Origin of the sequence: Enterococcus sp. DIV1726a (assembly GCF_051710985.1) — a bacterium.
GTDB lineage: Bacteria > Bacillota > Bacilli > Lactobacillales > Enterococcaceae > Enterococcus_B > Enterococcus_B hirae.
On sequence record NZ_JBIOLS010000001.1, the window covers coordinates 502,486 to 525,152 of the forward strand.

The following is a 22,667-nucleotide window of genomic DNA, read 5'->3' on the forward strand; positions in this document are numbered from 1 at the left end:
AGACATTGATTGACTTAAGTTGATCAATGTCTTTTATTTTTTTTGGAAGAATCGCAAATAAATCGTAATTATAGAGTGAGGAGGGATTTACGTGTTACGAATCTGTTCAAAAAAAGCAATTCGAAGTAAAGCACTAACGATTCGATTATTTGATGGTTCTACGTGGGCTAATTTAGGGAATGGACAGTTTATCAATCAAGAGACAAAAAAAGAATTACCTGACTACAAGATTTATCCACAAATAAAAACAGCCGTTTCTTCTGGCGGTCTTATCTTTGCTAAACGAAGGAACACAAAACAAAACTTACAGTACGTGGAACGACCAATGAAAGTAAAAGCTTGGCAAGTTTAGTCGTTGCAAAAAAACATATTTGTTCGTTGAAAACGTTATATGTGAGCATCATTACTGGTTAGCAATCTAACTGATAACGATGATTTGCTGTCAATCTTTATCGATGCTCAACTAAATGACAGTCCTGTTAGTGTTGGCATGCTAACAGCAAAAGTATGACTAGAATCTCTTACGGAGGACGGAACCGATAACTGTGATTAATGGTTTGAAGAAAAATTTCTTACGTAATGTTTTTTCCGAGGACCGTGAGGATATGGGTTGGCTTTTTCCTAAAAAAGTCAGGTTTCCATTTATCCTAAAAATGGTGTGGCCTTAAAATTTTTAAGGAGTGACAACTTGATGACAGAACTCCAGCGATTATTAACTTTTATGCGTAGTAGTAAAAGAAAACAGATTACTTTGCGTGAATATGAACAGCTTGTTCATCAAGATGGATGGACAAATGGAGACAAAGCAAAATTGATCAATCAGATACAAAAAAGTGGCGTTTTAAGGTATGACCGCACTAAAAATGAATATGTGATTCGCTTGATTCAGTAGCGAATATTTTGTTTTTTAGTGTCAGTAGTAATTCTATGTTTATGAGAGAACTTTTGTAGATAAGCAGGTTTATTATCAAAAAACAGGAGAATTTCGATGAAAAAATACCAGTTAGTTGTACGCATATTTTTGATCATTCATTTATTATCCGTTTCGTTTTGCCGACCACTTGTTGTTTTAGCAGGAAATTTAGAAAATACAGATCAAGACGATCGTAAGATAAGTTTTCTTCAAGAGAATCAGTTGATTCAAACTGAAGACGGCAAATTATATACGACAACTCCTTCGAATTACATCACTCACTCGATTCATGCTGCTTTAGGAGAAACTCAAACCCACCAACGAAACAATCAAACGATTTATGTTGACCCCAATGCTCATATCTCCAATATTGATATTCGCTTATCGAACGGTGTACGTGAATATGGCTGGTACGGTAAACGGATCAACAATGAAATTGCCTTGTGCATAGAACCAGGTGCTGCACTTAATCTTGGAAATAACTCTGGCTATACAGTCGCTGAGCGAAATACTGAACAGATGAAAAAAATTTCTTTGATTAAGTATTACGGGCTGATGGTTTCGGGCCACACGTTGAAAAAAGAATTGATGACTCAAATTTTGGCATGGGAACAACAAGGGATTACACCGTTAAGTATTTCAGGGGTATTTTCGATGACGGACTATCAAACCTTTAAATCTGCTGTCATGAAAAATGTCAATTATTTCTATACATCACCTTCTTTTGACAAACAAACGATAAACTTAAAAGTTGGAGAAAGTATCACCTTAACTGACACGACCCATGCCTTTAGTAATTATCAGTCATTACCATCTTTCGTCTCACAAGGACTAAGTATTTCTAAAAAAGGAAATCAATTAACGATTCTTGCCAACAAAAATGCAGAAGCGACTAGTCGAGTTGAATTTGACTATGATATTGCCTCTACTTTTCAAGGTGTTCCGCTAATTTATCAACACCCATATACCCAAAATATGATGGTTGGCAGATTAAATGAACATAGAAAAATTTCTTTAACCATAACTGTTTTAAAAAACGGCAATGCCTGTGTACGCAAAGTAGATGAAACGACCAAGCAACCATTGGCAGGTGCCGTTTTTCGTTTTACTACGTCTGATGGAAAAACCAAAGAAATCACTACAGGTTCTGATGGCTATGCTGCCTGGAATGATTTGTTAGTCGACACAAAAGTAACGATCCAGGAAATCAAAGCACCGAATGGCTATGTCCTCAATGCCACACCTCAGACAGTGACCATCAAAGCCAATGAGACCACCACAATCAGTTTAGATAATAAAGAGCAACTAGCAAATCTCAAAGTGATCAAAGAAGATGAAGAAACAGGCAGTAAACCACAAGGGGCTTCTCAATTGGTAGGAGCTGTTTACGAGCTAACCGATAAGAATGGGACTTCTATTAGTAAACTAACGATGCAAGATGTCAATGGCATAGCACAAGCAGAGGTGAAAGGATTAAAGTTAGGAACCTATTATCTCCAAGAAATCGAACCGCCAGAAGGCTACACTTTAGATACTGCAAAACATACCGTTAACCTCACGTATGCTGGACAAAATGAAACTGTAGCGCTTCACAGTAAAACGGTGATCGATCGAGTCATCAAAGGGAATATAGAAGGCTATAAGTTTGGTTCACGTCCCTTGATTCCTCAAACCGTTTTTGAAGTAATTGCCAGACTGGCGAAAGAGCAACAGGGGGTAAAGCCACCTTTAGAAGGGATTGAACTGACAGCTACTTCCCACACCACTGGACAAGAATATGTCCAAGTCACTGGAAAGAATGGGTATTTCAAGTTTGAGAATCTACCTTATGACACGTATACCATTGAAGAAACCAAAGGTGTGGATGGCTATTTATTGATCGAACCATTTGAAGTGACGATCACGGAAGACGGCTATACCCATTTCTTTTTATTGGAAGATAAAGTGATTGAATCTCGATTGCATATCGTCAAAGTGGATGAAGAAACAGGCGAGAACATACCTTACGCAGGCGCTCAGTTCAAAATTTTTGATACTTGGGCAAATGAAGGAGAAGGCGAATTTGTTTCGATGGTGCGACCAAATGACACGGAACAGACCGAGATTTTTGAAACTAATGACAAAGGCGAAATCATTACCACAGAAAGTTTGCCTTGGGGTGTGGATCGCTATGAACTCCATGAAATCAAAGCACCAGAAGGATATGTCCCACTAGAAGAACCACTCATTTTTAGTGTCACAGAAGAGAATGCTGGCGCCTTGATTCGTTTAGAAATTCCGAATCGCTTAGCTCGACAAGATATCCAATTGATCAAGCGAGATCGGTTGAATGAACAACCATTAGAAAATGTCCCATTTCATTTATACAACATAGCAGCGGATGAAAATGGAGAATTGACTGAAACCTTAATTGAAAAATATTTGACTGATAAAGAAGGGAAAATCAATGTAGAGGCACTACCTTATGGCGACTATAAATTTGTTGAAGTGGAACCTTTGGCAGGCTATTTGCCATTAGAAGAACCAATGGATTTTTCTGTCACGGTTGAAAAGGACGGCGAGTTACTTGTTCTTGAAGCCTACAATGAACGGGAACCATTAGAGTTGACCTCTTTATTTACCGATATTGCTGGCGAAAAAACACTTGATCCAACAGTAGACAATCAGTTGAAAGATGTGGTGTGGGTCAAAGGCGAGGCAATCGAAATCGGACACACTTATACTGTTTTTACGCAATATAAGAATACAAAAACAGGAGAAGTGGTCAGTGAATCAACGTCAACTTATACTCCAAAGAACGAAGAAGATACATTTGAAGTATTTCTTGAGTTGAAGGCAAATATCCTCAAAGATAGCGATCAATTAACAGCGACCCACGTCCTATATTATGAAGAAGAGCAAAAAAATGAAGTAGGACGTGAGGATGATTTAAGGAACAAAGATCAGACAATTACATTAAAAAAAGAACAATTATTATTAAAGCAAAGCATATTGCCAAAAACGAATGAACGACGTTCGCTGGAGAAGGTTCTTCTTGGATTGAGCTTGATTATTATCGTTAGCAGTTATCTCTATCTTCAAAAAAAGCAGAAACATGTAAAGTTGTGAAAAAATTGATTTCGATTATTTTTACTAAAAGTATGATCAAAGTGTTTAGAAGATAAAAGAAAGGATGGTCTAAAGAATGGTGAAACGTTCAATCGTTGTAGATCAGTTATCGAAAAAGAATCTAGGCAGGATAAAATATGGACTTTTGTTCCTTTTTATCAGTGGAAGTATCACAGGAATTACTAGCATCTACCTAAGTCACAATCAGGAAAAAACAGTAGCAAGTAAACAAAAACAAGTAGCAAATATCATTGATACAAAAAACATAGAAAAAGAAGAAATACCCACTCATTATTTTCTTGAAGAGGATCATGATCCGGCAATCGCAGTCATGGAACAATTTGACTATTTTAGTTCTAAAACTGAGGGAACAGAATTGCCACTTCAACAACTAGAGCATGAGGTAGCGCAATTAGTCGTTGCCTTTGCTAAAGAAAAAAAGAAAACAGAAGTCACAACTTTAGAAACTTCAAAAGAAAGAGCGGATAGTAAACAAGTCCCAGTCTATGAGGCCCCTCCAGTTTCTATTGAAAAAGAAAAGAATCGTGAGAGTGACCAAACGACTTGGCAGAAACCACAAATTTCACTAGCATCCACTTACATGGTCATTGAGCAATACAGTAAATTTGAACCAGCAGACTATTTTGAGATTCTCACGGGTAACGACGCTTTTCCCACAGTCAAACATAATTTTATTGACACGTCGAAGCTAGGCGAGCAAAAATTTACGATCCGTGTCACCGACTCGGCAGGAATGTTTACAGATGCCACCATCTACTTTTTTGTTAATAGCTTACCGAAAATCAACTTGAAGCAGACGACAATGTACCAGCAGATAGGTGTACCAGTTGATTTGTTAGAAGGAGTATCCGCAATGGACCAAGAAGATGGGGATTTAACCGCAAAGATTGAAGTCGAAACAAATCTTGATATCAACAAAGAAGGAAGCTATGAGGTGCTTTATTCTGTCAATGATCGACATGGAGCTCAAGCGAAAACGAAAGCGTTTATCAAAATTGAAAATGAGGCACCGGTAATCCATATACCCGAATGGATTGACCATCAGATAAATCAAGAGTTGAATATTTTCGACTATGTGAAAGCTTGGGATAGAGAAGACGGAGATATCTCATTAACTAAAACCAATATCTTAGAAACTAATTTTGATTCCAATAAAGAAGGAAAATATTTCTTTAGAATTGGCAATGTGCAAGATCGATATGGAAAATATGCAGAGGAGAGACGACTTCTCGTACAAGTAACGAATGAAGCCCCTAAAATCATCCAAGCGGATCTTCAAGTCAATGTTTTCTCTGCTTTGAAGAAAGAAGATTATTTTGCACAACTGGTTGTTTCAGATCGAGAAGATCCGTTAGAACGATTAAATATTGAAATAGATGAAGCAGCATGGAATCGGATCGATACATCTAAATTAAGAAAATATTTGCTTCCTCTTAAAGTCACTGATACAAATGGCAAAACAACCAGTGGTTATGGGAAAATCACGGTCATCAATGAACCACCACGATTTATAGGCATAGCCGATAAGGTGCTAACTATTGGAGAGGCGTTTGATCCGCTAGCAGGAATTGAGGTTTACGACAAAGAAGAAACATTATCTTTAACAGATGTCGAAGTGACTGAAAACGTCGATGTCAACAAACCAGGAACTTACACTATCAGTTTGAGTATCAGTGATTCTTTTGAGCGGGCACATGCTAGTTACCAAGTAACAGTTATGAATCAACAAGCGATAGAAAAGGAGAAAGAATAATATGGACTATTTTGAGCAAGCGATGTCGTTGTTTTCAAAAGGAGTACTTGCTTCTGGCAGTCTGCTCACTGTATGGGGGATTATTCAACTCGGTGCGGCTATCAAAGAACATAATGGTCCCGGAATGCAAAATGCTCTTTTTCAAATCGTTGGTGGGGCTGTTATCGTTGCAGCTGGCGCTTGGGTAGCAACTATTTCAATCTAAGGAAGTGGCTAAGCTGGACGGTGCAATCAAATTTTTACTACAAACAATTGCTGATCAATTAAATTTTTCAAACGACCCTAAAAATATGCTACTACAAAATCTAGAAACCTATCTACCTGATATCTATCAATATAGTGAGTTAATTATGAATGGAGTGATCAAACCAATTGCTTATTCTGTACTAGGCTTTTTACTATTGCTGGAGTTTCAACAAATGGCACAAAAGATTTATGGAAATTATTCCGGTTTTGGTGGCATGGAGTTGTTCCTCCCGCTCTTTCTTAAATTAGGAGTAAGCCTGTTGATCATGCGCCATTTAACAATATTTATCCATATGATCGTTGAAATTAGTACAACAATCAGTAATGGTATCAGTCAAATTGGGATTCGAGAAGGTGGAAGTAAGGCTGTTGATGTTCTTTCATTGATTGAGGGAATCTACCATTGGGGCTTTTTTGAAAAACTTACGTTGTTAATTATTTTGTTGATCCCGTTGATTTTATCCGTACTAACAAGTGTGCTAACAAAACTGGTTATTTTCATGCGTTTTTTTGAAATTTATTTGTATTTTAGCATTTCTCCATTACCTCTTGTGACGTTTCTTAATGAAGAAGTTAGTTCGATTGGTAAAAATTTTTTGAAATTAGTTTGTGCTTCCTCCCTACAAGGGATCCTCTTATTTATTATATTAAGTTTTTATCCACTGCTCGTACATTCTGTGTTTTCAATTGATGAAAAACAGGGAATGATTGCAGTGATCAGTGGGATATCAGGGAATTGTCTAACATTATGTGCTAGTTTATTTTATACCAATAAATGGGCAAAAATCATTCTTGCAACTGCCTAGAGAATCATTTTTAACTGGAGGGAAATAAAATCGATGATTGAAGTACCAATTCGAAAAGAAATTTTAACCTACCAAGAAAAATTGTTTTTTGGCGTTTCGTTAAGACAATTTATCTCTGCTGTTGTAACGTTGCTTTTGATCGTTCCTCTGGGCATTTTAAATTATGTCAGTTGGAAGTATCCGATTGATGATATCGGGATCGTTTTTATGGTGCTCAGTGCCCCTATCTTGTCAGTGGGCTGGCTGACACCTAATCACTTACCTTTAGAAAAGTATGTGCAGATTCGATGGAATTATTTTCAATTGGCGAATTATTATACTTATCCTATTGTAGAGGAGTTGTATTCAAATGCCATGGTGGGTCAAAGGAGTAAGCGTGCCGAAAGAAAACAAGTTGAGTACGGAAACTAATAATAAAAAATTTATTCGTTTGATGCAAAAACAAAAGAAAAAAAGAGGGCAATATCAAAAAAAGTTAGCGCCAAAGCGTAATGTCCAAGATTTGTTGCGTTATGAAAAAATGTTTGAAAGTGGCATTTGTGAAATTGTACCTAATTATTATTCCAAAAGTGTTCGATTTTCAGATGTGAATTATCAAATTGCTCAACAAGACGAACAATTGTTGATTTTCCAAAAATATGGCGAACTATTGAACAGTCTTGATGATACGATCCATCTAACAATCACGATCTTAAAAAAAAGAGTTGAGCTTGATGAGATGACGGATAAGCTTTTTTATGAGAGTAAAGGCGATCAACATGATAGCTATCGTGAAGAAGTCAATCAGATGCTTCTTCAAAAAATCAATGAAGGGGAGAATCGTTTTACAAAAGAAAACTATTTGACTTTCAGTACTCCAGCCAATCACTTAGAGCAGGCAAAACAATTTTTGGGACGAATCGAAAAGAATTTAATCGGAAATTTGGAAGAAATTGGCTCAACGGTTGACCCATTAGACGGTTTAAAGCGTCTAAAATTGGTCAATCAGTTGTTGAAATCATCGGAACACTTTCAATTTAACTATTCCGATTTAGTCTTTAATCATCTTTCAACAAAAGCTGTGATTGCTCCTTCCAGTTTTAATTTTAAAAAGAAAAACTATTTTGAAATCAATGAGGAATATGCCCAGATTCTTTACCTAAAAGACTATCCAGCTAGATTGTCAGATAAACTCATGGCAGAATTGATGGAAATACCCGAAGAAATCACGTTATCGATCCACATTGATCCAGTCGGGGCTGAGCAAGCCAATCATCTGGTTCAAATAAAAAAAGCCTATATGGAAGGAGACAAAGTCGCTGCTCAAAGAAAAGCAACTCAAAAAGGCTACGATCCTTATACAAGTATTCCATATGAATTAACCAATAGTATCCATGAAGCTAATTTATTATTAGATGATTTGTTAAAAGAAGGACAGAATTTATTTTTCGTTTCGGTTTTTGTCTATTTCAGAACAAACACAAAAGAAAAATTGACTGATATAGCCGAACGAGTTTTGAGTATTGCCAGAAAAAATGGTTGTGGCTTCCATTATTTGGATTATCTACAACTAGAAGGGATGAACTCCGTCCTTCCATTTGGAAAAAATTGGATAACAACCCGCCGAACATTGACTACAGCAAGTGCAGCTATCTTTATTCCATTTACTGCGCAAGAACTTGATCACGAGGAGGGTAAATACTATGGAATGAATGAGCTAACGAAAAATGTAGTTCGGATCAATCGGAAACGGTTGAATACCCCAAGTGGAATGATTTTAGGTAGTTCAGGCTCAGGAAAAGGGGTAGCCAAAAAATATGAAGAAATTACTACACTACTAAAAAATCCAACAGACGAAATCATCTCGATTGATCCTGAAGATGAAGATACATTAATTGGGCAAACTTTTGATGCGCAAATTGTTAAAATTGCACCAAACACCGATACATTTATCAATCTATTGGATATCACAGATGATTTAAGTGGGGAAGTTGATCCAGTAAAATTAAAATCCGACTTTTTGTTAACAGCATTTGAAGCTTTGATCGGTGGACAATCGGGTTTGAATTCCGCACAACGTTCCATCATTGATCGTGTGACTCGCTTGACTTATTTTAACTATTTTCATTCTCAGGACAAGCAAATGCCAACATTAGCGAAGGAATGGTTTACGTTGCTCAAAGAACAGCCGGAAAAAGAAGCGCAGGCACTAGTATTAGACTTAGAATTATATATTGAAGGTTCTTTAGCGATTTTTTCCCATACGACAAATATTGAGTTAAATAAGCGTTTTATCATCTACAACACCAAAGAGTTAGGAAGTCAGTTAAAAACATTTGGGATGATGGTGGTTTTAGAGCAAGTATGGAATCGGGTGGTACGTAATCGGGATCGAGGGATCACTACGTGGATTTACATTGATGAAATGCAGTTGATGCTAAATGATCCTTACTGTGAAAATTATTTTTTTGAATTATGGAGTCGTATCCGAAAGTGGGGAGCAATTCCTACAGGGATCACGCAAAATGTGGAGACGTTACTGCTTTCAGATAAAGCACGGAGGATGCTAAGCAACACTGAATTTATCATTATGCTAAAACAGGCTAAAAGTGATCTGGACGAACTTTCTACTCTTTTTCGTCTTTCTACTCAACAACAAAAACACTTGATCCATCCGCCAAAAGGTGCAGGGTTGATACGTGCAGGTCATGCAATCGTGCCTTTTTCTAATACCGTTGATTCAACCACAAGATTATATGAATTAATCACGACTGATCCCGAGGAACGGATAAAAAGAAAACAGGAACAATCCGATGAATAAATCTAATTGGAACAAACGAGACAACGAGTATCGGAAAATTTTTCTATCAAGTAGCTTGAATCAATCGATAAAACGGAGCGTTACAAATAAAATGTTAGTTCCCTTCAGAAAAAAGCGTCGTAAGTTCTTAGCTGTTCAGCCCAATAAATGGCATTTTTTTAGATCACTCATGGTTCTTAGTTGTGTATTACTATTCTTACTGACGATAGGGATAACCAGTGTCATTTATTCGAGTGTACCCAATATCAATGAATTTGAATTAACAAATATTTGGACGTACATGACTCATTTGGATGTTGAAAAAAATCGAGTGCTTCGTCAGCAGCATAACATTATTAAAATCAACGGACAGATAGGGATAACACAAGACATGAATTTGGTTTCTAATATTGATGAAGTATTGTCTTATTTGGGTATTTGTTATGAGAATGTGGAACTCGAAAATCCAGTAATCAAAGCGAAAATCCATGAGATCCATGATAACTTATGGTCCCTTCATGCAAAAGGGAACGAAGCAACATTAACAACAAAATATTTTACTCAGATCATTGAATGGACAGAAGAATTGAAAGAACGATTGAATGCTGGTTCAACGATTGGTCGTTATCGTCAATTGATGGAACTACAATCGCCATTTAAGGAAGATCATCGATTAATGGTCAATCAAAGATATGGTTACTTTCTCGATGGCCAAGAAAAAAAGCTATTTCAGGGAATCCAATTACAAGCTGAGAAAAATATAGAATTATATGCTCCGATGGCTGGGAAAACGACTGTGACTGATCAGTCAATCGTGATCCAATTCAATAATCGACAGCTTGTCTTAAAGAATGTTTCACCATTAGTCAATCATGACCAAGAAGTCGTTTCGGGAGAATTGATTGGAACTGTAGCGAAAGAAAATGAAGTAACCATTGAATATTCCAAAAATGGACAATCAGTAAATCCAAGTTTTTATTTTGAAGAAGTAGCATATTCGGAAACATTCCAATTAGACTCTGGTAATCAAAACACGTCATTTGATGAATGGACATTTCGGCAATTAATTCTGCTTAAGTGTCATGCGTTTAGCGATCGAGCAGATAAAATTTTACAAGAAGCAAAAAGAAACGGCATCTCACCGGTGATCTTAGCGGCGATCATGATTCATGAAAGTGCTTGGGGGACTAGTAAAGGAATCCTAGAAAAAAATAACCCAGCTGGTCTAATTAATGATCAAGGTTTAATTTCATATCGTACGTTAGACGAAGGAATCGAAGCAACTGGTCGAACACTTAAAAAGCTGATTATTGACCAGCAACGAGTTACTGTCGAACAATTAGGAGCGGTCTATTGCCCGATTGATGCGACAAATGATCCCATGGGGCTCAATCGTTATTGGGTGCCTGCGATCAAACAATTAATGGTGCAATTGGGTGGAAAGCAAGAGATGGGATTGCTGTGGGAGCGATTCTCTGACTTTCATGAGGCTCTTTTAGCTAAAGCACAAAGTCTTCATCAAAAAGGTGTGTATTATTCTCAGGGAAACCAAAGAGGCGTATTTCCTTATCACGATTGCTCGTCTTACGTAATTTGGGTGTTGAGTGAAATGGGACTAAATGTACCGTTGGGAAATACAGAAACACTTTATGGTTTGGAAGGACAACTTCTCTATCCGATCAACTATTCCGAAGTACAAGCAGGTGACTTATTTATTTGGGGAGAAAAAGGTAATTCGTCGGGCGATTTTGGGCATACAGGATTCTTTTTAGATGCTGGTGGAAAAACGATTATTCACTGTACACCCGCTACGAAAAAAGGATTTAGTCAAAATGGTGATGTCGTCATTACTCCATTTGCAGGGTATTATGGTGATCCACAACTGGCACCAGTTTACTTTTATCGAATCGTAGGGAGCGTGTAAAAATCAGAAATAAACATCAATTATTTACAACGATTGCTTGTTTGGTTATCAGTAGCAGTATAGCGGTAAGTATTGGATATACTTTTGGTAAAAAGAACACACAACAAGAAGCAAATAACCGTATACCTGTTGCTCATTTCTCGGAACAACAGGTCAATGATTTTTTACGCTCGTATTTTACTTTCACAGAGTACGGGGATAATTATTTGAATTATGAGAAATTTTTAGCAAAACAAGCGAAAATTGCTGAAGAAGAAAGCAGAAAGCAAAGCGATTTTTTTCCACAATTTTTTGGTCATTCTCGTTTTATAAAAAGTAAGAATTTTATACGTCACGTGAATGACCAACAAATTGAAGTGATTGCCAACGTCACAAGGACGATTGATAGTTTGAATCAAGAAGGTAAGTCTACTAAAACACTTGAGAATGAAGGGCTGTTTCAAATTTGGTATGTGTTTGATTCAGCTACAAAACACTTTTTGGTGGAAAGGTATCAACCAATAGAGATAGCTGAAAAGGAATCGAAAGAATACGCAGAATGAAAATACCGGTTTTGTCCATCACTTTTGGTAAATGAAAAGGATGTCTATCTATGGCAAGAGAAACTGTACTGATTGATCATGTCAAAAGGCTAGAAATCGAAGAAGAGCGTCTACCGATTTTCGAGGCCCTCATTTTATTAGAAGAGGTCAATAAACAAACGATCCTTAATAAAAGCATAGGTAGTTGTCGTATTCGGATTTACAATCATAAAAATCACCTTCTTCATTCAATGGAATTACAATTTCCGTTAAAGGATGCCATAGAAGAAATAATCAGTGGGCAATATCAGATAGTCCGAAGTAAAAAGAAGACGACAAAAAGTAAAGCAGCGATACGCACGAAAAAAGCAATTAAGTATGGTGAACCTAGCAGATCAACCAAAGGAAAATTACTATCTTTGATCCCCACGATCAAAAGGGTCTGGTTTATTGTGGTGATTGTTTTCAGTCTTTTCATAGGCATTAGCGTAATGTGGCCACACTTTATTACGAAAGTAGATCAAAAAGAAATTACCACGACAGAGGAGCAGGAGTGGGCAAAATTAATCGAAGCGCAAGCCTATCTTCAAGCGGCAACGGAATATCCAGAAAAGCGTCATGAATTGATCGACTATTTGACAGAGCAACAAGAATTTACATGGTTGAAAGAGATCAATGAATATTACCCCACCGCAGATGCACAATTTGATTTAGCTTTTTTTGAAAAAAATTGGGAAGTAGTTATTGAAACGTCCCCAGAAAATTTATCTGACAAAAGAAAAGTGATGCTTGCATTTGCTTACATTGAATTAGAACAATTGGCCGAAGCAGAGATATTAAATAAATATTTAGAAAGTGAAGAACTATCAAAAAAGTTAGACCAAAATTATTTACAGAAAGGGCTGTTTTTTTTAAAACAGAAGAAGATTGCAGAAACAACGAAACATTTAGAATTGATCCAAGAGGAAGAAGTGAAAAAAATATTACAAACTTATATCGAACAAGCTTCCATCATTATTGATTTTATTGAGTTATACCAGCAAAATGAAGATCCGGAAAATCAATTATTGTGGGAACAACGATTAGAAATGATTGGTCAATCAGATATCAATGATAGGGAATGAGTGGTCTTGGATTCAGTTGTTATTTGTCGAAGGGTAACTAATTAAGGGGAATAAAATAATAAAAAAGAAAAACTGATTGGCAAATTAGCTAAAATTATTAGTTAAAAGATAGTGTTGAAGTGTTAATGAAAAGAGGGAACGGCAGAAAAGTTAGTTCGCTTTTTCAAACGATTCTTTCTTATCGTCAGTGAAGTCATTTGCTTTTCCAATCGTATCCCAAGGTAATAATCATTACTTGATCAAAAATAGGCCAAAGAATACCAGAAATCAGAGCAGTGATTTTCGTATTCTTTGGCTCAATTATTAAAGTTTGCTATTTCTGTTGTGGTGTTGCGCTTGTTACTATTGATTTATTTACAATCACAATCCAGCAAATATTTATGGTAACAAAAGTTATGTTTTATGCTAAAGATTCGACTGGTAAATCAAGTTCTGTTCCATAACGTTGTTTAAGTGCTAAACGAATCAATCGTTCCGCAAGATTCTCATTTCGGGCAAGAATCGGTCCGTGGAAATAAGAGCCAAAAACATTTTTATAAATGACGCCTTCGGATTGGTCTTCACCATTATTTCCGTGACCTTGAACGACTTTTCCTAAAGGTCGTTCGCCTTCCCCTAAGAATGTCCGCCCATTGTGGTTTTCAAAGCCATAATAGGTTTCATTAAACTCTTCATTATAGATAACGATATCGCCGATAAAACGATTATTTTCTTGACTTAAGGTGTAATGGTCTAAGGCACTGATTCCTTGGATTTTTTCTCCATTGGCACCCACATAATAGTGTCCAAGGAATTGGTACCCGCCACAGATAGCTAACATCACACCATCATTTTCAATGTAGTTTGTTAGTGCTGCTTTTTTTTCTTGGATATCTTTTGAAATGATCAGTTGCTCATAATCTTGTCCGCCACCAAAAAAGACTAGATCAAATTTATCTGCTTCAAATGGTTCATGCAGACTGACAATTTCGGTATGACAGGTCACACCTAATTTTTTAGCGACATATTTAAGCATCAATAGATTGCCGTTGTCTCCATAAGTATTCATCAAATTACCGTAGAGATGGGCGATATTCAATTCATAATTAGGCATGATTCATCCCTCCTTTGATAAATCCTTGATTCGCTAATTCTTTTCGTAATTGAAGAACTGCTGTATAGGTAGCTAGGATGTAGACGTGTTCGGTCGGTAATTGTTTGATATTTTTAATGACTTCATTCAGTTCCTTTGTTTCGATGATCTTATCTTCAGGGATTCCTGCAACTTTTAGACGTAACGACATATCGGTATGACGATCCCCACCAGCGATCACTGCAGGAATATCCATATCAGCAAAATGTTCAAAATTCCCGTCCCAGATCCAACTAACGTCAATTCCATCTGCATAGTTTGCATTTAATAAAGCAACTAATGAGAATGGATAAGGGGCTAAGCCGATCATATCGATGACCTGATTGATCCCAACAGGATTTTTAACAAGTACGAGTGTACATTTTTTACCATTGATATCAATGATTTCTTGACGACCAAATATCTTTTCGTCGTATCCTAGGCCTTGCTTGATTTTTTCAGGGGTTACCCCAAAATATTCAGCTACCGCTGTGGCAGCTAACGCGTTGTAGACATTGTACATCCCGCCAACTTCAATTCCATAGTTATGACCATCAATCGTAAAATCAGCTGAGACATTGTCCATGCGCAACATATCCGTTAGACGATAATCAAGTTCAGGACGTTTAAAGTCACAGTTTGGACAATAGTATTTCCCTAAATTTGCATACGTGATCATCTTGTAATGTAAAATATGATGACATTTAGGACAGAGTACACCATCCGTATTATAATGAGCCATTTGTTCATGGTCTTCTTCATGATCAAACCCATAATATTGGCGAGGATTGATTGTTTCCACAGAGTTGAAGATTGGCGAATCTCCATTACTGATAATTGTGGCATCAGGTGATTTCGCTGCTCCGTCCACAATCATTTTGTAGGTGGTATAGATTTCTCCATAACGATCCATTTGATCACGGAAAATGTTTGTAAATAAAAATAGTTCAGGCTTCATGTATTCAGTTACTTTACTCAAACTTGCTTCATCGATTTCTAAAACAGCGAATTTTTTTTGCCCTTTTTTAGGTTTGGCTTGCAAAAAAGTAGAAACGATTCCTTGAACCATATTTGCCCCAGTTGGGTTGGTTAATACTTCATCAAATTGTTGCCGTAATATATTAACTGTCAAAGCAGTTGTCAATGTCTTTCCGTTTGTTCCAGTAACGACAACCACTTGATAATCTTTTGCAAGACTGTCTAAAATGTGTGGGTCGATTTTAAGTGCAAGTTTACCCGGTAAACTTGATCCTCCTTTAAAGAAGGTTTTTAATGCCCATTGTGATGTTTTACCAACAGCAATCGCAAATTGACTGCGTACTCCCATTATGTAACCTCCATAAAACGTCTTAACGACGAGTAAATTCAATTAATCATACCATATGTTCAAAAAAAGGTTAAATTGCTTTTCTTTTTTTTAAGAAATGGTTGCGATTCTCTTGTCTAACAACGATTGGTACTAGGCTTGATTGTTTATTTGAAGTTTCGTTTAGTCTAAGAATAGCCCCAACGGATAACAGTTGATTTTTTAGGAATAACTATAGTGGATTAATAGTTGTTTTTGATCGTCTGAAAAAAGAGTGTACATTGTTCGCTTAAAAAAGAATAATCCAGTTTGTCTAAGGTTTCGATAATAAAGTGGATCATTGTTTCACTTGTGCTTTTTTCTTCTGTACAGTAAATCAGAATGTTCTCAAAATAAATACGATATAATTTAAAGATTGCATCTTCAGTTCCGGTAGTTAATTCTTTTAAATGACTAAGCGCATCTTTTGCTAAAAAGAAATTCCCATAGGAAATAAAATGACCGCAACTATTAAGAAGCAACGTCAAATAAATTTTTTTACCAGCGGGATATTCTTGATAGATCTGAATTTTTTTTAATGAATTTTTATAGAAAATTTGTTGCTGTTCTTCTGAAAAGTAATTCAAGGTGTTGGTATAAATTTTGATTTCTTGTAGTGTCCATGTTTCGATGGATTTCAAATAATCAACAAGGAACTCCAAGGTCTCATTGTCTATTTGATGGTCGCTCAATTGATCATGGCCAATTTTAGTTAAAGCGTTTAGGAGCTGACTTTTTTTATCTTTTGAAGTGGTTGTCGTTTGATAGATCTCAAAGAGCTTTTCTAAGTCCTTTGTATTAGAAGCCAATTCATATTGTTTCCATAAATTTTGTGAAGAAGAGTGATAATAGTCATATAAAAAGATAAATTCTTCCACATCTACCAGCAATCGCTCCAACACTTGAGCTAAAAGTCGGAAAGACAAGTCATGGTTTCCTTTTTCAAATTCAATGCAATAAGATTTTGTTACGATTCCTGAATAGATTTCCTTTTGAGAAAAACCTTTATCTAATCGGATTTTTCGTATTAACTGACCATACTCCATAGTATCTCTCCATCAAAATTATTTTATGTGTTTATGTAATGAAGTAATAGTAGCAAAAAATTTGTCAAAATTCTAAGAAAGATACTTTTGGAAAAGTGACCAGAAAAGCGACTGAAAGAGAAATTGGTAAAGTTAGACGAGGGGTGTTATCCGCACGTTTCTTATAACAAATAAGTACGAATGAAGGTTAAGTGGGGTTCAACAAAACTAATTATTCGCATATTTATTGTGTTTATGGTCAGGTTATTTTTAGATACAAAGTACCAAAAGTCTTAAATATAGGACTATAAAAGAATTTTCATTCGTAGATGATTATACTATGGAAAATTAAAGGAAAACATTCATGATAAATCATTGGAAATCTGTCAATGATGAAGGCTTGTTTGAGGAGATGGGGCAGTATAAAAGACACGTAAACAATACTCATGTTAAGGGTCGTCAGCGACTAATCAATGAACAAATGATAATTATTTAAGGGAAGAGGAACAAGAAATATGACAAAAAGAATTACAGAACCAAATAATCAAGTCCTTAGAATAATGATTGCTTTTGGAGTATTAGGGGCAGGGTTCTATGGGTTGACTCAGGTTGACTTTTATTATATTCAGTTTAGTTTTCTTGTTATTAGTGGTTTAGTAAGCTATTTACTGGTATTTGGTTTTGTTGGTGTGAGGCAATTATTTAGTACACCTAAACGATTTATAAAAACATTCTTGCTGATTTTAGTTGGTTCACAAATTTATGGTATGTTGGCTTCGATGATCATGGGAATACTGGCACAGTTGTTAGATATTCAGACGAAAGCAAATAGTGCGCAAGATAATCCTTGGTGGTTTTTTGTATTTATTTTACCAATTGCTTTACTGGGAGAAGAACTATTTTCGATCACTATTTTTGATACTTTACGTAAAAAAATGGGGATCAATACTAAGGTGGCATCATTGCTCACAGCAATTATTTTTGGACTGATTCATTTTGAAACTTATCTAGGAAGTTCAGCGTTGTTCACGATTGTGCAAGTCATCTTAGTTCAAGGAGGAATTAGACTTTGGTTTAACCAAGCCTATTTAAAAACAAAGTCATTGAATACTAGTTGGGCAGTGCATTATGCTTTTGATTTAATTGCTTTTGTTTTAGGAAGTTTATTATCCTCTTAGACAAATAAGAACAAAGCTTTCAGTACAAATAAATAACCCGAAGTGGCCGAAAATAGCTTTTCTATTTTCTGACTACTTTGGGTTATTTTTATTAGAGCGACACAGGATGCATTTTTGTATACTAAATACAGATTCAGACTTTCAAGGTTTGTCGATTGTCTGAAATTTTACCCAATGATGATTTTTTCAGTAGGGTATTCGTAGCCTAAATCTCGTGTTTCTTTTGGAACAAACAACATCAAAGTATACAACATACCGATACGACCGATAAACATTAAAGCTGCGATCGTGATTTTCCCAATTACTGACAAGTTCCCAGTAATTCCCAGGGATAAGCCAGTGGTTCCGAAGGCTGAAGTCACTTCAACGATAATTGCAATTAAAGGCTGATTTTCTGTAGCTGATAAAAAGACGATACAGAAAAAACACATACCAAGAGATAACATAAATACAACGACTGACTTACGCACATCATCATTATCGATTCGACGACCAAAAATATTGATGTTGTCTTCGCTTTTAAGGAAAGAGTAGAGATAAAGACCAATAATTGCTACGGTCGTTGTACGAATCCCACCACCTACCGAACTGGGGCTACATCCAATGAACATTAATAAAGAAAAAACGATCAATGTAGTGATTTGGAAATTACCCAAATCATGGATTTGTAAGCCAGCATTACGAGTAGTCATAGAGTAAAACATAGAATTGATCCACTTGACACTTAAACTAGAATCTTGAAAAAGATGGTCTTTTTCAAGTAAAAAGATTAACAGCGTCCCACCAACAAATAAGATGATAAAGGCTAAAACCGCTAATTTTGTAAATAAGGAAAAGCGAAACGGTAATTTTGTTTTTGAACGTTTATACAAAATCCATTCACGAAATTCCATCAAAACAGGAAATCCTATCCCACCAATAAAAATCAAAAACATGATAACAAATAGGAACAGATAGTCATGTGCAAACGGCTCGATTGAGTTTCCTGTGACATCGAAACCCGAATTGGTCACAGCAGAAATCGATTGGTAAAATCCATAGAAAAGTGCATCCCGCCAATGATCAAAGTAGCCTCGATAATAGAAATAAATGGAAAAGAAAGCGCCAAAAAGGACTTGGAACCACAACAAAATTACAAAGGTGATACGAATCAAACGAACAATACCAGATAATCGTGGCTGATTCATATCCGTCATGATCAGTTGTCGCTGTCGTAACGTGATTCTTCGTTTAGAAAAGATAATAAAAGCAGTAGAGATCATCATAATCCCTAATCCACCTACTTGGAATAGTATTTCAAGTAAGATTACCCCGTTATCATTAAAAGCCGAATTAATATCAAATGTGGACAATCCCGTTACACTGATTGTACTGATCGCCATGAAAAGCATATCGATAAAAGGTACGTGACTATCTGGTTCACGAAAAAAAGGAATGTAAAACAATCCTAAAGAGACAATGGTCATAATAAGATAGTAAAAAACAATGACTTGGATTGAAGAAAAATGACTAGAAGCGTAACGTTCGCTTCGACGTCTTAATTTCCGCATGAAAAGGGTTAATTTCAAGAAACTATCCTCCTTTTTAAAAGTTGTTTCTTTCAGTATACCGAGGTTATAAATAATACTCAAAGAAATCTTAAACAAAATGTACGTTTTCTTTTGATTTGCTATCAAATAGCATATAATTATGGAAGAATTGAAGAATAGCGAGGTCTCCCAATGATTGATGCAAAGGTAATTGTTGAAAAAATGAAAAACCAGAAAATAAATTATGATCGAGTACTACAAAAAATGATCCAACAATGGCAACAAGAAGAAACTCGACCAAAAATATTAATCCATACTTGTTGTGCTCCTTGCAGCACACATACGTTAGAATTTATGTGCCAATTTGCAGAGGTTACTTTATTTTTTTCAAATTCTAATATCCATCCTAAAAATGAATATTTAAGAAGACTCCATGAACAAAAGCGATTTGTTGATCAGTTTAACGAGCAAACCAATCATCATGTTCAGCTGATCGTTGATGAGTACCGCCCCAGCGAGTTTAATAAAATGGTCATTACGCAAGGTCTTACGGAAGAAAAAGAAGGTGGCGCAAGATGTAGTGCCTGTTTTAATATGCGTTTAGACCTGGTAGCACAAAAAGCCCAAGAACTTGGTTATGATTATTTTGGGAGTGCATTAACGATCTCACCCAAGAAAAATGCTGCTCTGATCAACCAAATCGGGATGGATATCCAAAAAATTTATGGAACTCATTACTTACCAAGTGATTTTAAGAAAAATAAAGGATATGAGCGATCGATCCAGATGTGTAAAGAGTATGACATTTTTCGTCAGTGTTACTGTGGCTGTGTCTTTGCAGCTAAACAGCAAGGTTGTGATTTAAAGAAAATAAACCAAGAAGCAAAGGATTATTTAGCAAGTTCAAAAATTTCAATTAATTAGCTCTATTATAAAATTTTCAAGAAAACGTAAGAAAAAAATAAGAAATTTATGTTAAGTATAATTAAGTGTCAAAATAAAAGCGATTGATTCGATTGAAAATGAATATTCAGTTTGGTGGAAAAATGAATTTTAGACCAAGCATAAAAAATAATAGTAATGAAAAATAAAACATAAAGGAAGAGATATGATGCGAAAAGTAGCACCTATTTTGAAACCAATAGCAGTCTTAACTATTTCAACAATCGTTGCTACTGCGACCGGTGTTGTCAACAGTTCAAGTTATCGTACCCCTAGTTCAAGTTCGGTGGAAGAAACAACACCAACATCAACACCAGAGACCACATCTAATGAAACGTCGACAACACTGGATCAGACGAATGATTCATCGAGCACATGGGAAGAAAATACGAGTTCAACCAATGAAAATACGTATTCTACAGAGCAACCAAGTAGTTCGAAAGAAAAGTCTGACAAGCAAGGAAGCAGTTCATCCGAAACCAGTGATACGAATGCGATCAATGGAGGAAATCATACAGAACCAAGCTCAAGTTCGTCAACAGTACCAAGTAATACGACACCAAGTACTGAAGGACAAGATAGTGGAGAGGCTACCGTGAAAAATGTAACGCCAACCCAAAATACAGATGGGAAGCAAGTGTATAATCAGCAAGCAGGTGATTCACAATGACAATTTTATTAGATATTATCAATAGCGTGCATAAGTTTTTAGGTTATTTAGATATTAGTCCTAAATATTTAAATCGAGGCTATACGATTTTAAGTGTGATCCCAACGATGTATCTTTTACGGATTATTTATGGACTTTGGCAAAACCAAAATTACTTACAATTTTTCTTGTATGGAATCGGCTTTTTAGTGTTAGTGTATTTTATCATTTTGAATGTGTTTTATTACTTTCTGGATAAGAATACCAAAGCGGATGTGACACAATTGTTTGTCAAATATTTACCGGAAGAAGCATTCAATATTCAAACAGAAGAAGCGATGCTGAATAGCGGTGCAATCGATAAAGTGAACACGAAAGAAGTCAGTGTTTCTTATGATGAAGATTATCAATTGCGATTAGCTGAAAACATGCGTTATTTAATCGGGAATGGTGAGATTAAAACAAATGATCTAGGAAGAATGGATGGCTATCTTGTGGATCGTAACACACTTTATCCTTATTATTACGTTAAAAAAGTAGCAGAAAAAGAATATCAGTTGAGTATTGGGCGCAGCTACTCGGATTTAACCCCTGTTGGAACGATTCTTATGGATTCGGCTGATGAAAAGCTCGAACCAGTTGGGTTGTTTATTGTAGGTGGTGACTTCGTCAAAGAAGGCTTAAGGTATCATGAGCCTTATCGTTTAAAACTTATCGTGAAAAAAGAACAACCAGAAAATGAAGCAATGGTTTACAGTAGAAGTCAACGAAGAAAGCATTCACGAAGTTAATGGATCACGTTGATCAAGACAGGTTGGAAAATTGTGGATGAAAAATGACAGAATCTCCCTTTGAATAATAAAAGAAAAAAATAGAGTTATACGTGATGTATTCTTATTCTTTCCTTTACTTTCTAAAAAAGGTAAAATAAAAAAGAACAATAAAAAAATCAATTGAATAATACGAAGAGAAAACAAAAGTAAAGCGGGAGGTATGTTGTGAAAGAATTTTTTAAAAATTGGGGTATTTTGATCGTAGTACTAGCAGCTATTTTATTAGCTCGGGTCTATGTATTTACGCCAGTTACCGTTAATGGACATTCAATGGATCCGACGTTGAGTGATGGTCAACGATTGATCTCGTCGAAAATCTCAAAGTATGAACGCTTTGATATTATCACGACGAAAGAACCTGGAGATGAAGAACGAATGATCGTTAAACGAATCATTGGCATGCCGGGCGATACCGTGAAAATGGAAAATGATCAATTGACGATTAATGGTAAAAAATATAATGAGTCTTATTTAAATGAGTTTAAAAAAGATTTTGCGAAAGATAAATTGCAGAATGAATATTCTTACAGTGAAGCTTTCCAAGCACAGGCTGAAAATTCGCAGCATTTCACAAGTGATTTTGAATATGTCGTGCCCAAAGGAAAATATTTAGTTTTAGGAGATAATCGTTTGATCTCTAAAGATAGCCGAATATTTGGCTTGGTGGATGCAGACATGATTCAAGGAAAAGTAGTTTTCCGTTACTGGCCTTTGAACGAAATCAAAATCTTTTAAGTCTCTTTCTGAGCAGGTATCAGAAAGAGCATGAGCAAAAATGTAGGCAACAGTGGTCATGACCAAGTTGTCTAGCCCAGAAAATAAGCCACAGAATCCGAAATAGTTTTTCCTATTTTAAGGAT

Annotated in this window: 20 protein-coding genes; 16 read left to right on the top strand and 4 right to left on the bottom strand. The window is 35.9% G+C overall.

Annotated features, from left to right (window positions below):
- Nucleotides 1–91: 91 nt before the first annotated feature.
- From IGJ27_RS02305 to IGJ27_RS02355, 11 genes are all read left to right on the top strand, one after another.
- On the top strand, nucleotides 92–352 hold the full coding sequence (locus IGJ27_RS02305) for a hypothetical protein (RefSeq protein ID WP_010738415.1): 261 nt from the start codon (nucleotides 92–94) through the stop codon (nucleotides 350–352).
- A gap of 339 nt (nucleotides 353–691) precedes the next feature.
- Entirely contained in the window at nucleotides 692–892 is a 201-nt protein-coding gene (locus tag IGJ27_RS02310; protein ID WP_010720019.1) for a hypothetical protein, read from the top strand.
- A 96-nt stretch (nucleotides 893–988) separates the two neighbouring features.
- A complete protein-coding gene (locus IGJ27_RS02315; RefSeq protein ID WP_178306177.1) occupies nucleotides 989–4,021 on the top strand; it encodes a SpaA isopeptide-forming pilin-related protein in 3,033 nt (1,010 codons plus the stop codon).
- Nucleotides 4,022–4,097: 76 nt separating this feature from the next.
- On the top strand, nucleotides 4,098–5,795 hold the full coding sequence (locus IGJ27_RS02320; RefSeq protein WP_178306176.1) for an immunoglobulin-like domain-containing protein: 1,698 nt from the start codon (nucleotides 4,098–4,100) through the stop codon (nucleotides 5,793–5,795).
- Nucleotide 5,796: 1 nt separating this feature from the next.
- The gene (locus tag IGJ27_RS02325; protein ID WP_010720016.1) at nucleotides 5,797–6,000 is read left to right on the top strand and encodes a hypothetical protein; all 204 of its coding nucleotides are present in this window, start codon (nucleotides 5,797–5,799) and stop codon (nucleotides 5,998–6,000) included.
- Between the two features lie 4 nt (nucleotides 6,001–6,004).
- Entirely contained in the window at nucleotides 6,005–6,847 is an 843-nt protein-coding gene (locus IGJ27_RS02330) for a hypothetical protein (RefSeq protein WP_010720015.1), read from the top strand.
- 33 nt (nucleotides 6,848–6,880) lie between these two features.
- Nucleotides 6,881–7,258 carry a PrgI family protein gene (locus IGJ27_RS02335; protein WP_010720014.1) on the top strand — a complete coding sequence of 126 codons (378 nt, stop codon included), beginning with the start codon at nucleotides 6,881–6,883 and terminating at the stop codon, nucleotides 7,256–7,258.
- On the top strand, nucleotides 7,197–9,647 hold the full coding sequence (locus IGJ27_RS02340) for a VirB4-like conjugal transfer ATPase, CD1110 family (RefSeq protein WP_178306175.1): 2,451 nt from the start codon (nucleotides 7,197–7,199) through the stop codon (nucleotides 9,645–9,647). Before IGJ27_RS02335 ends, IGJ27_RS02340 begins: the two co-directional genes overlap by 62 nt.
- Nucleotides 9,640–11,550, top strand: a complete 1,911-nt coding sequence (locus IGJ27_RS02345; protein WP_178306174.1) for a peptidoglycan amidohydrolase family protein — start codon at nucleotides 9,640–9,642, stop codon at nucleotides 11,548–11,550. Before IGJ27_RS02340 ends, IGJ27_RS02345 begins: the two co-directional genes overlap by 8 nt.
- Nucleotides 11,551–11,591: 41 nt before the next feature.
- Entirely contained in the window at nucleotides 11,592–12,092 is a 501-nt protein-coding gene (locus IGJ27_RS02350; RefSeq protein ID WP_225428991.1) for a hypothetical protein, read from the top strand.
- A 50-nt stretch (nucleotides 12,093–12,142) separates the two neighbouring features.
- A complete protein-coding gene (locus IGJ27_RS02355) occupies nucleotides 12,143–13,195 on the top strand; it encodes a hypothetical protein (protein ID WP_123875053.1) in 1,053 nt (350 codons plus the stop codon).
- Between the two features lie 400 nt (nucleotides 13,196–13,595).
- Here IGJ27_RS02355 and IGJ27_RS02360 read toward each other — a convergent pair whose 3' ends face one another.
- The 3 genes from IGJ27_RS02360 to IGJ27_RS02370 form a co-directional block, all read right to left on the bottom strand.
- A complete protein-coding gene (locus tag IGJ27_RS02360; protein WP_081127735.1) occupies nucleotides 13,596–14,288 on the bottom strand; it encodes a type 1 glutamine amidotransferase in 693 nt (230 codons plus the stop codon).
- On the bottom strand, nucleotides 14,281–15,633 hold the full coding sequence (locus IGJ27_RS02365) for a Mur ligase family protein (protein WP_010738405.1): 1,353 nt from the start codon (nucleotides 15,631–15,633) through the stop codon (nucleotides 14,281–14,283). Before IGJ27_RS02365 ends, IGJ27_RS02360 begins: the two co-directional genes overlap by 8 nt.
- 221 nt (nucleotides 15,634–15,854) lie before the next feature.
- The gene (locus IGJ27_RS02370; RefSeq protein ID WP_053765912.1) at nucleotides 15,855–16,697 is read right to left on the bottom strand and encodes a helix-turn-helix domain-containing protein; all 843 of its coding nucleotides are present in this window, start codon (nucleotides 16,695–16,697) and stop codon (nucleotides 15,855–15,857) included.
- Between the two features lie 494 nt (nucleotides 16,698–17,191).
- Between IGJ27_RS02370 and IGJ27_RS02375 the strand changes: the two genes are divergently transcribed.
- Entirely contained in the window at nucleotides 17,192–17,854 is a 663-nt protein-coding gene (locus IGJ27_RS02375; RefSeq protein WP_010720006.1) for a CPBP family intramembrane glutamic endopeptidase, read from the top strand.
- 167 nt (nucleotides 17,855–18,021) lie between these two features.
- On the opposite strand, the gene IGJ27_RS02380 is transcribed toward IGJ27_RS02375, so the two are convergent.
- Nucleotides 18,022–19,404, bottom strand: a complete 1,383-nt coding sequence (locus tag IGJ27_RS02380) for a TrkH family potassium uptake protein (RefSeq protein ID WP_370566776.1) — start codon at nucleotides 19,402–19,404, stop codon at nucleotides 18,022–18,024.
- Between the two features lie 171 nt (nucleotides 19,405–19,575).
- Between IGJ27_RS02380 and IGJ27_RS02385 the strand changes: the two genes are divergently transcribed.
- From IGJ27_RS02385 to lepB, 4 genes are all read left to right on the top strand, one after another.
- Nucleotides 19,576–20,307, top strand: coding sequence for an epoxyqueuosine reductase QueH (locus IGJ27_RS02385; RefSeq protein WP_034699597.1), 732 nt, complete (start codon nucleotides 19,576–19,578; stop codon nucleotides 20,305–20,307).
- Between the two features lie 187 nt (nucleotides 20,308–20,494).
- The gene (locus IGJ27_RS02390; RefSeq protein ID WP_025480242.1) at nucleotides 20,495–20,995 is read left to right on the top strand and encodes a hypothetical protein; all 501 of its coding nucleotides are present in this window, start codon (nucleotides 20,495–20,497) and stop codon (nucleotides 20,993–20,995) included.
- Nucleotides 20,992–21,765 carry a DUF6681 family protein gene (locus IGJ27_RS02395; RefSeq protein WP_178306172.1) on the top strand — a complete coding sequence of 258 codons (774 nt, stop codon included), beginning with the start codon at nucleotides 20,992–20,994 and terminating at the stop codon, nucleotides 21,763–21,765. The genes IGJ27_RS02390 and IGJ27_RS02395 overlap by 4 nt, the downstream gene beginning before the upstream one ends.
- Before the next feature lie 207 nt (nucleotides 21,766–21,972).
- Complete coding sequence (gene lepB, locus IGJ27_RS02400) at nucleotides 21,973–22,542, top strand: signal peptidase I (RefSeq protein WP_010720001.1); 570 nt, start codon at nucleotides 21,973–21,975, stop codon at nucleotides 22,540–22,542.
- Nucleotides 22,543–22,667: the final 125 nt, after the last annotated feature.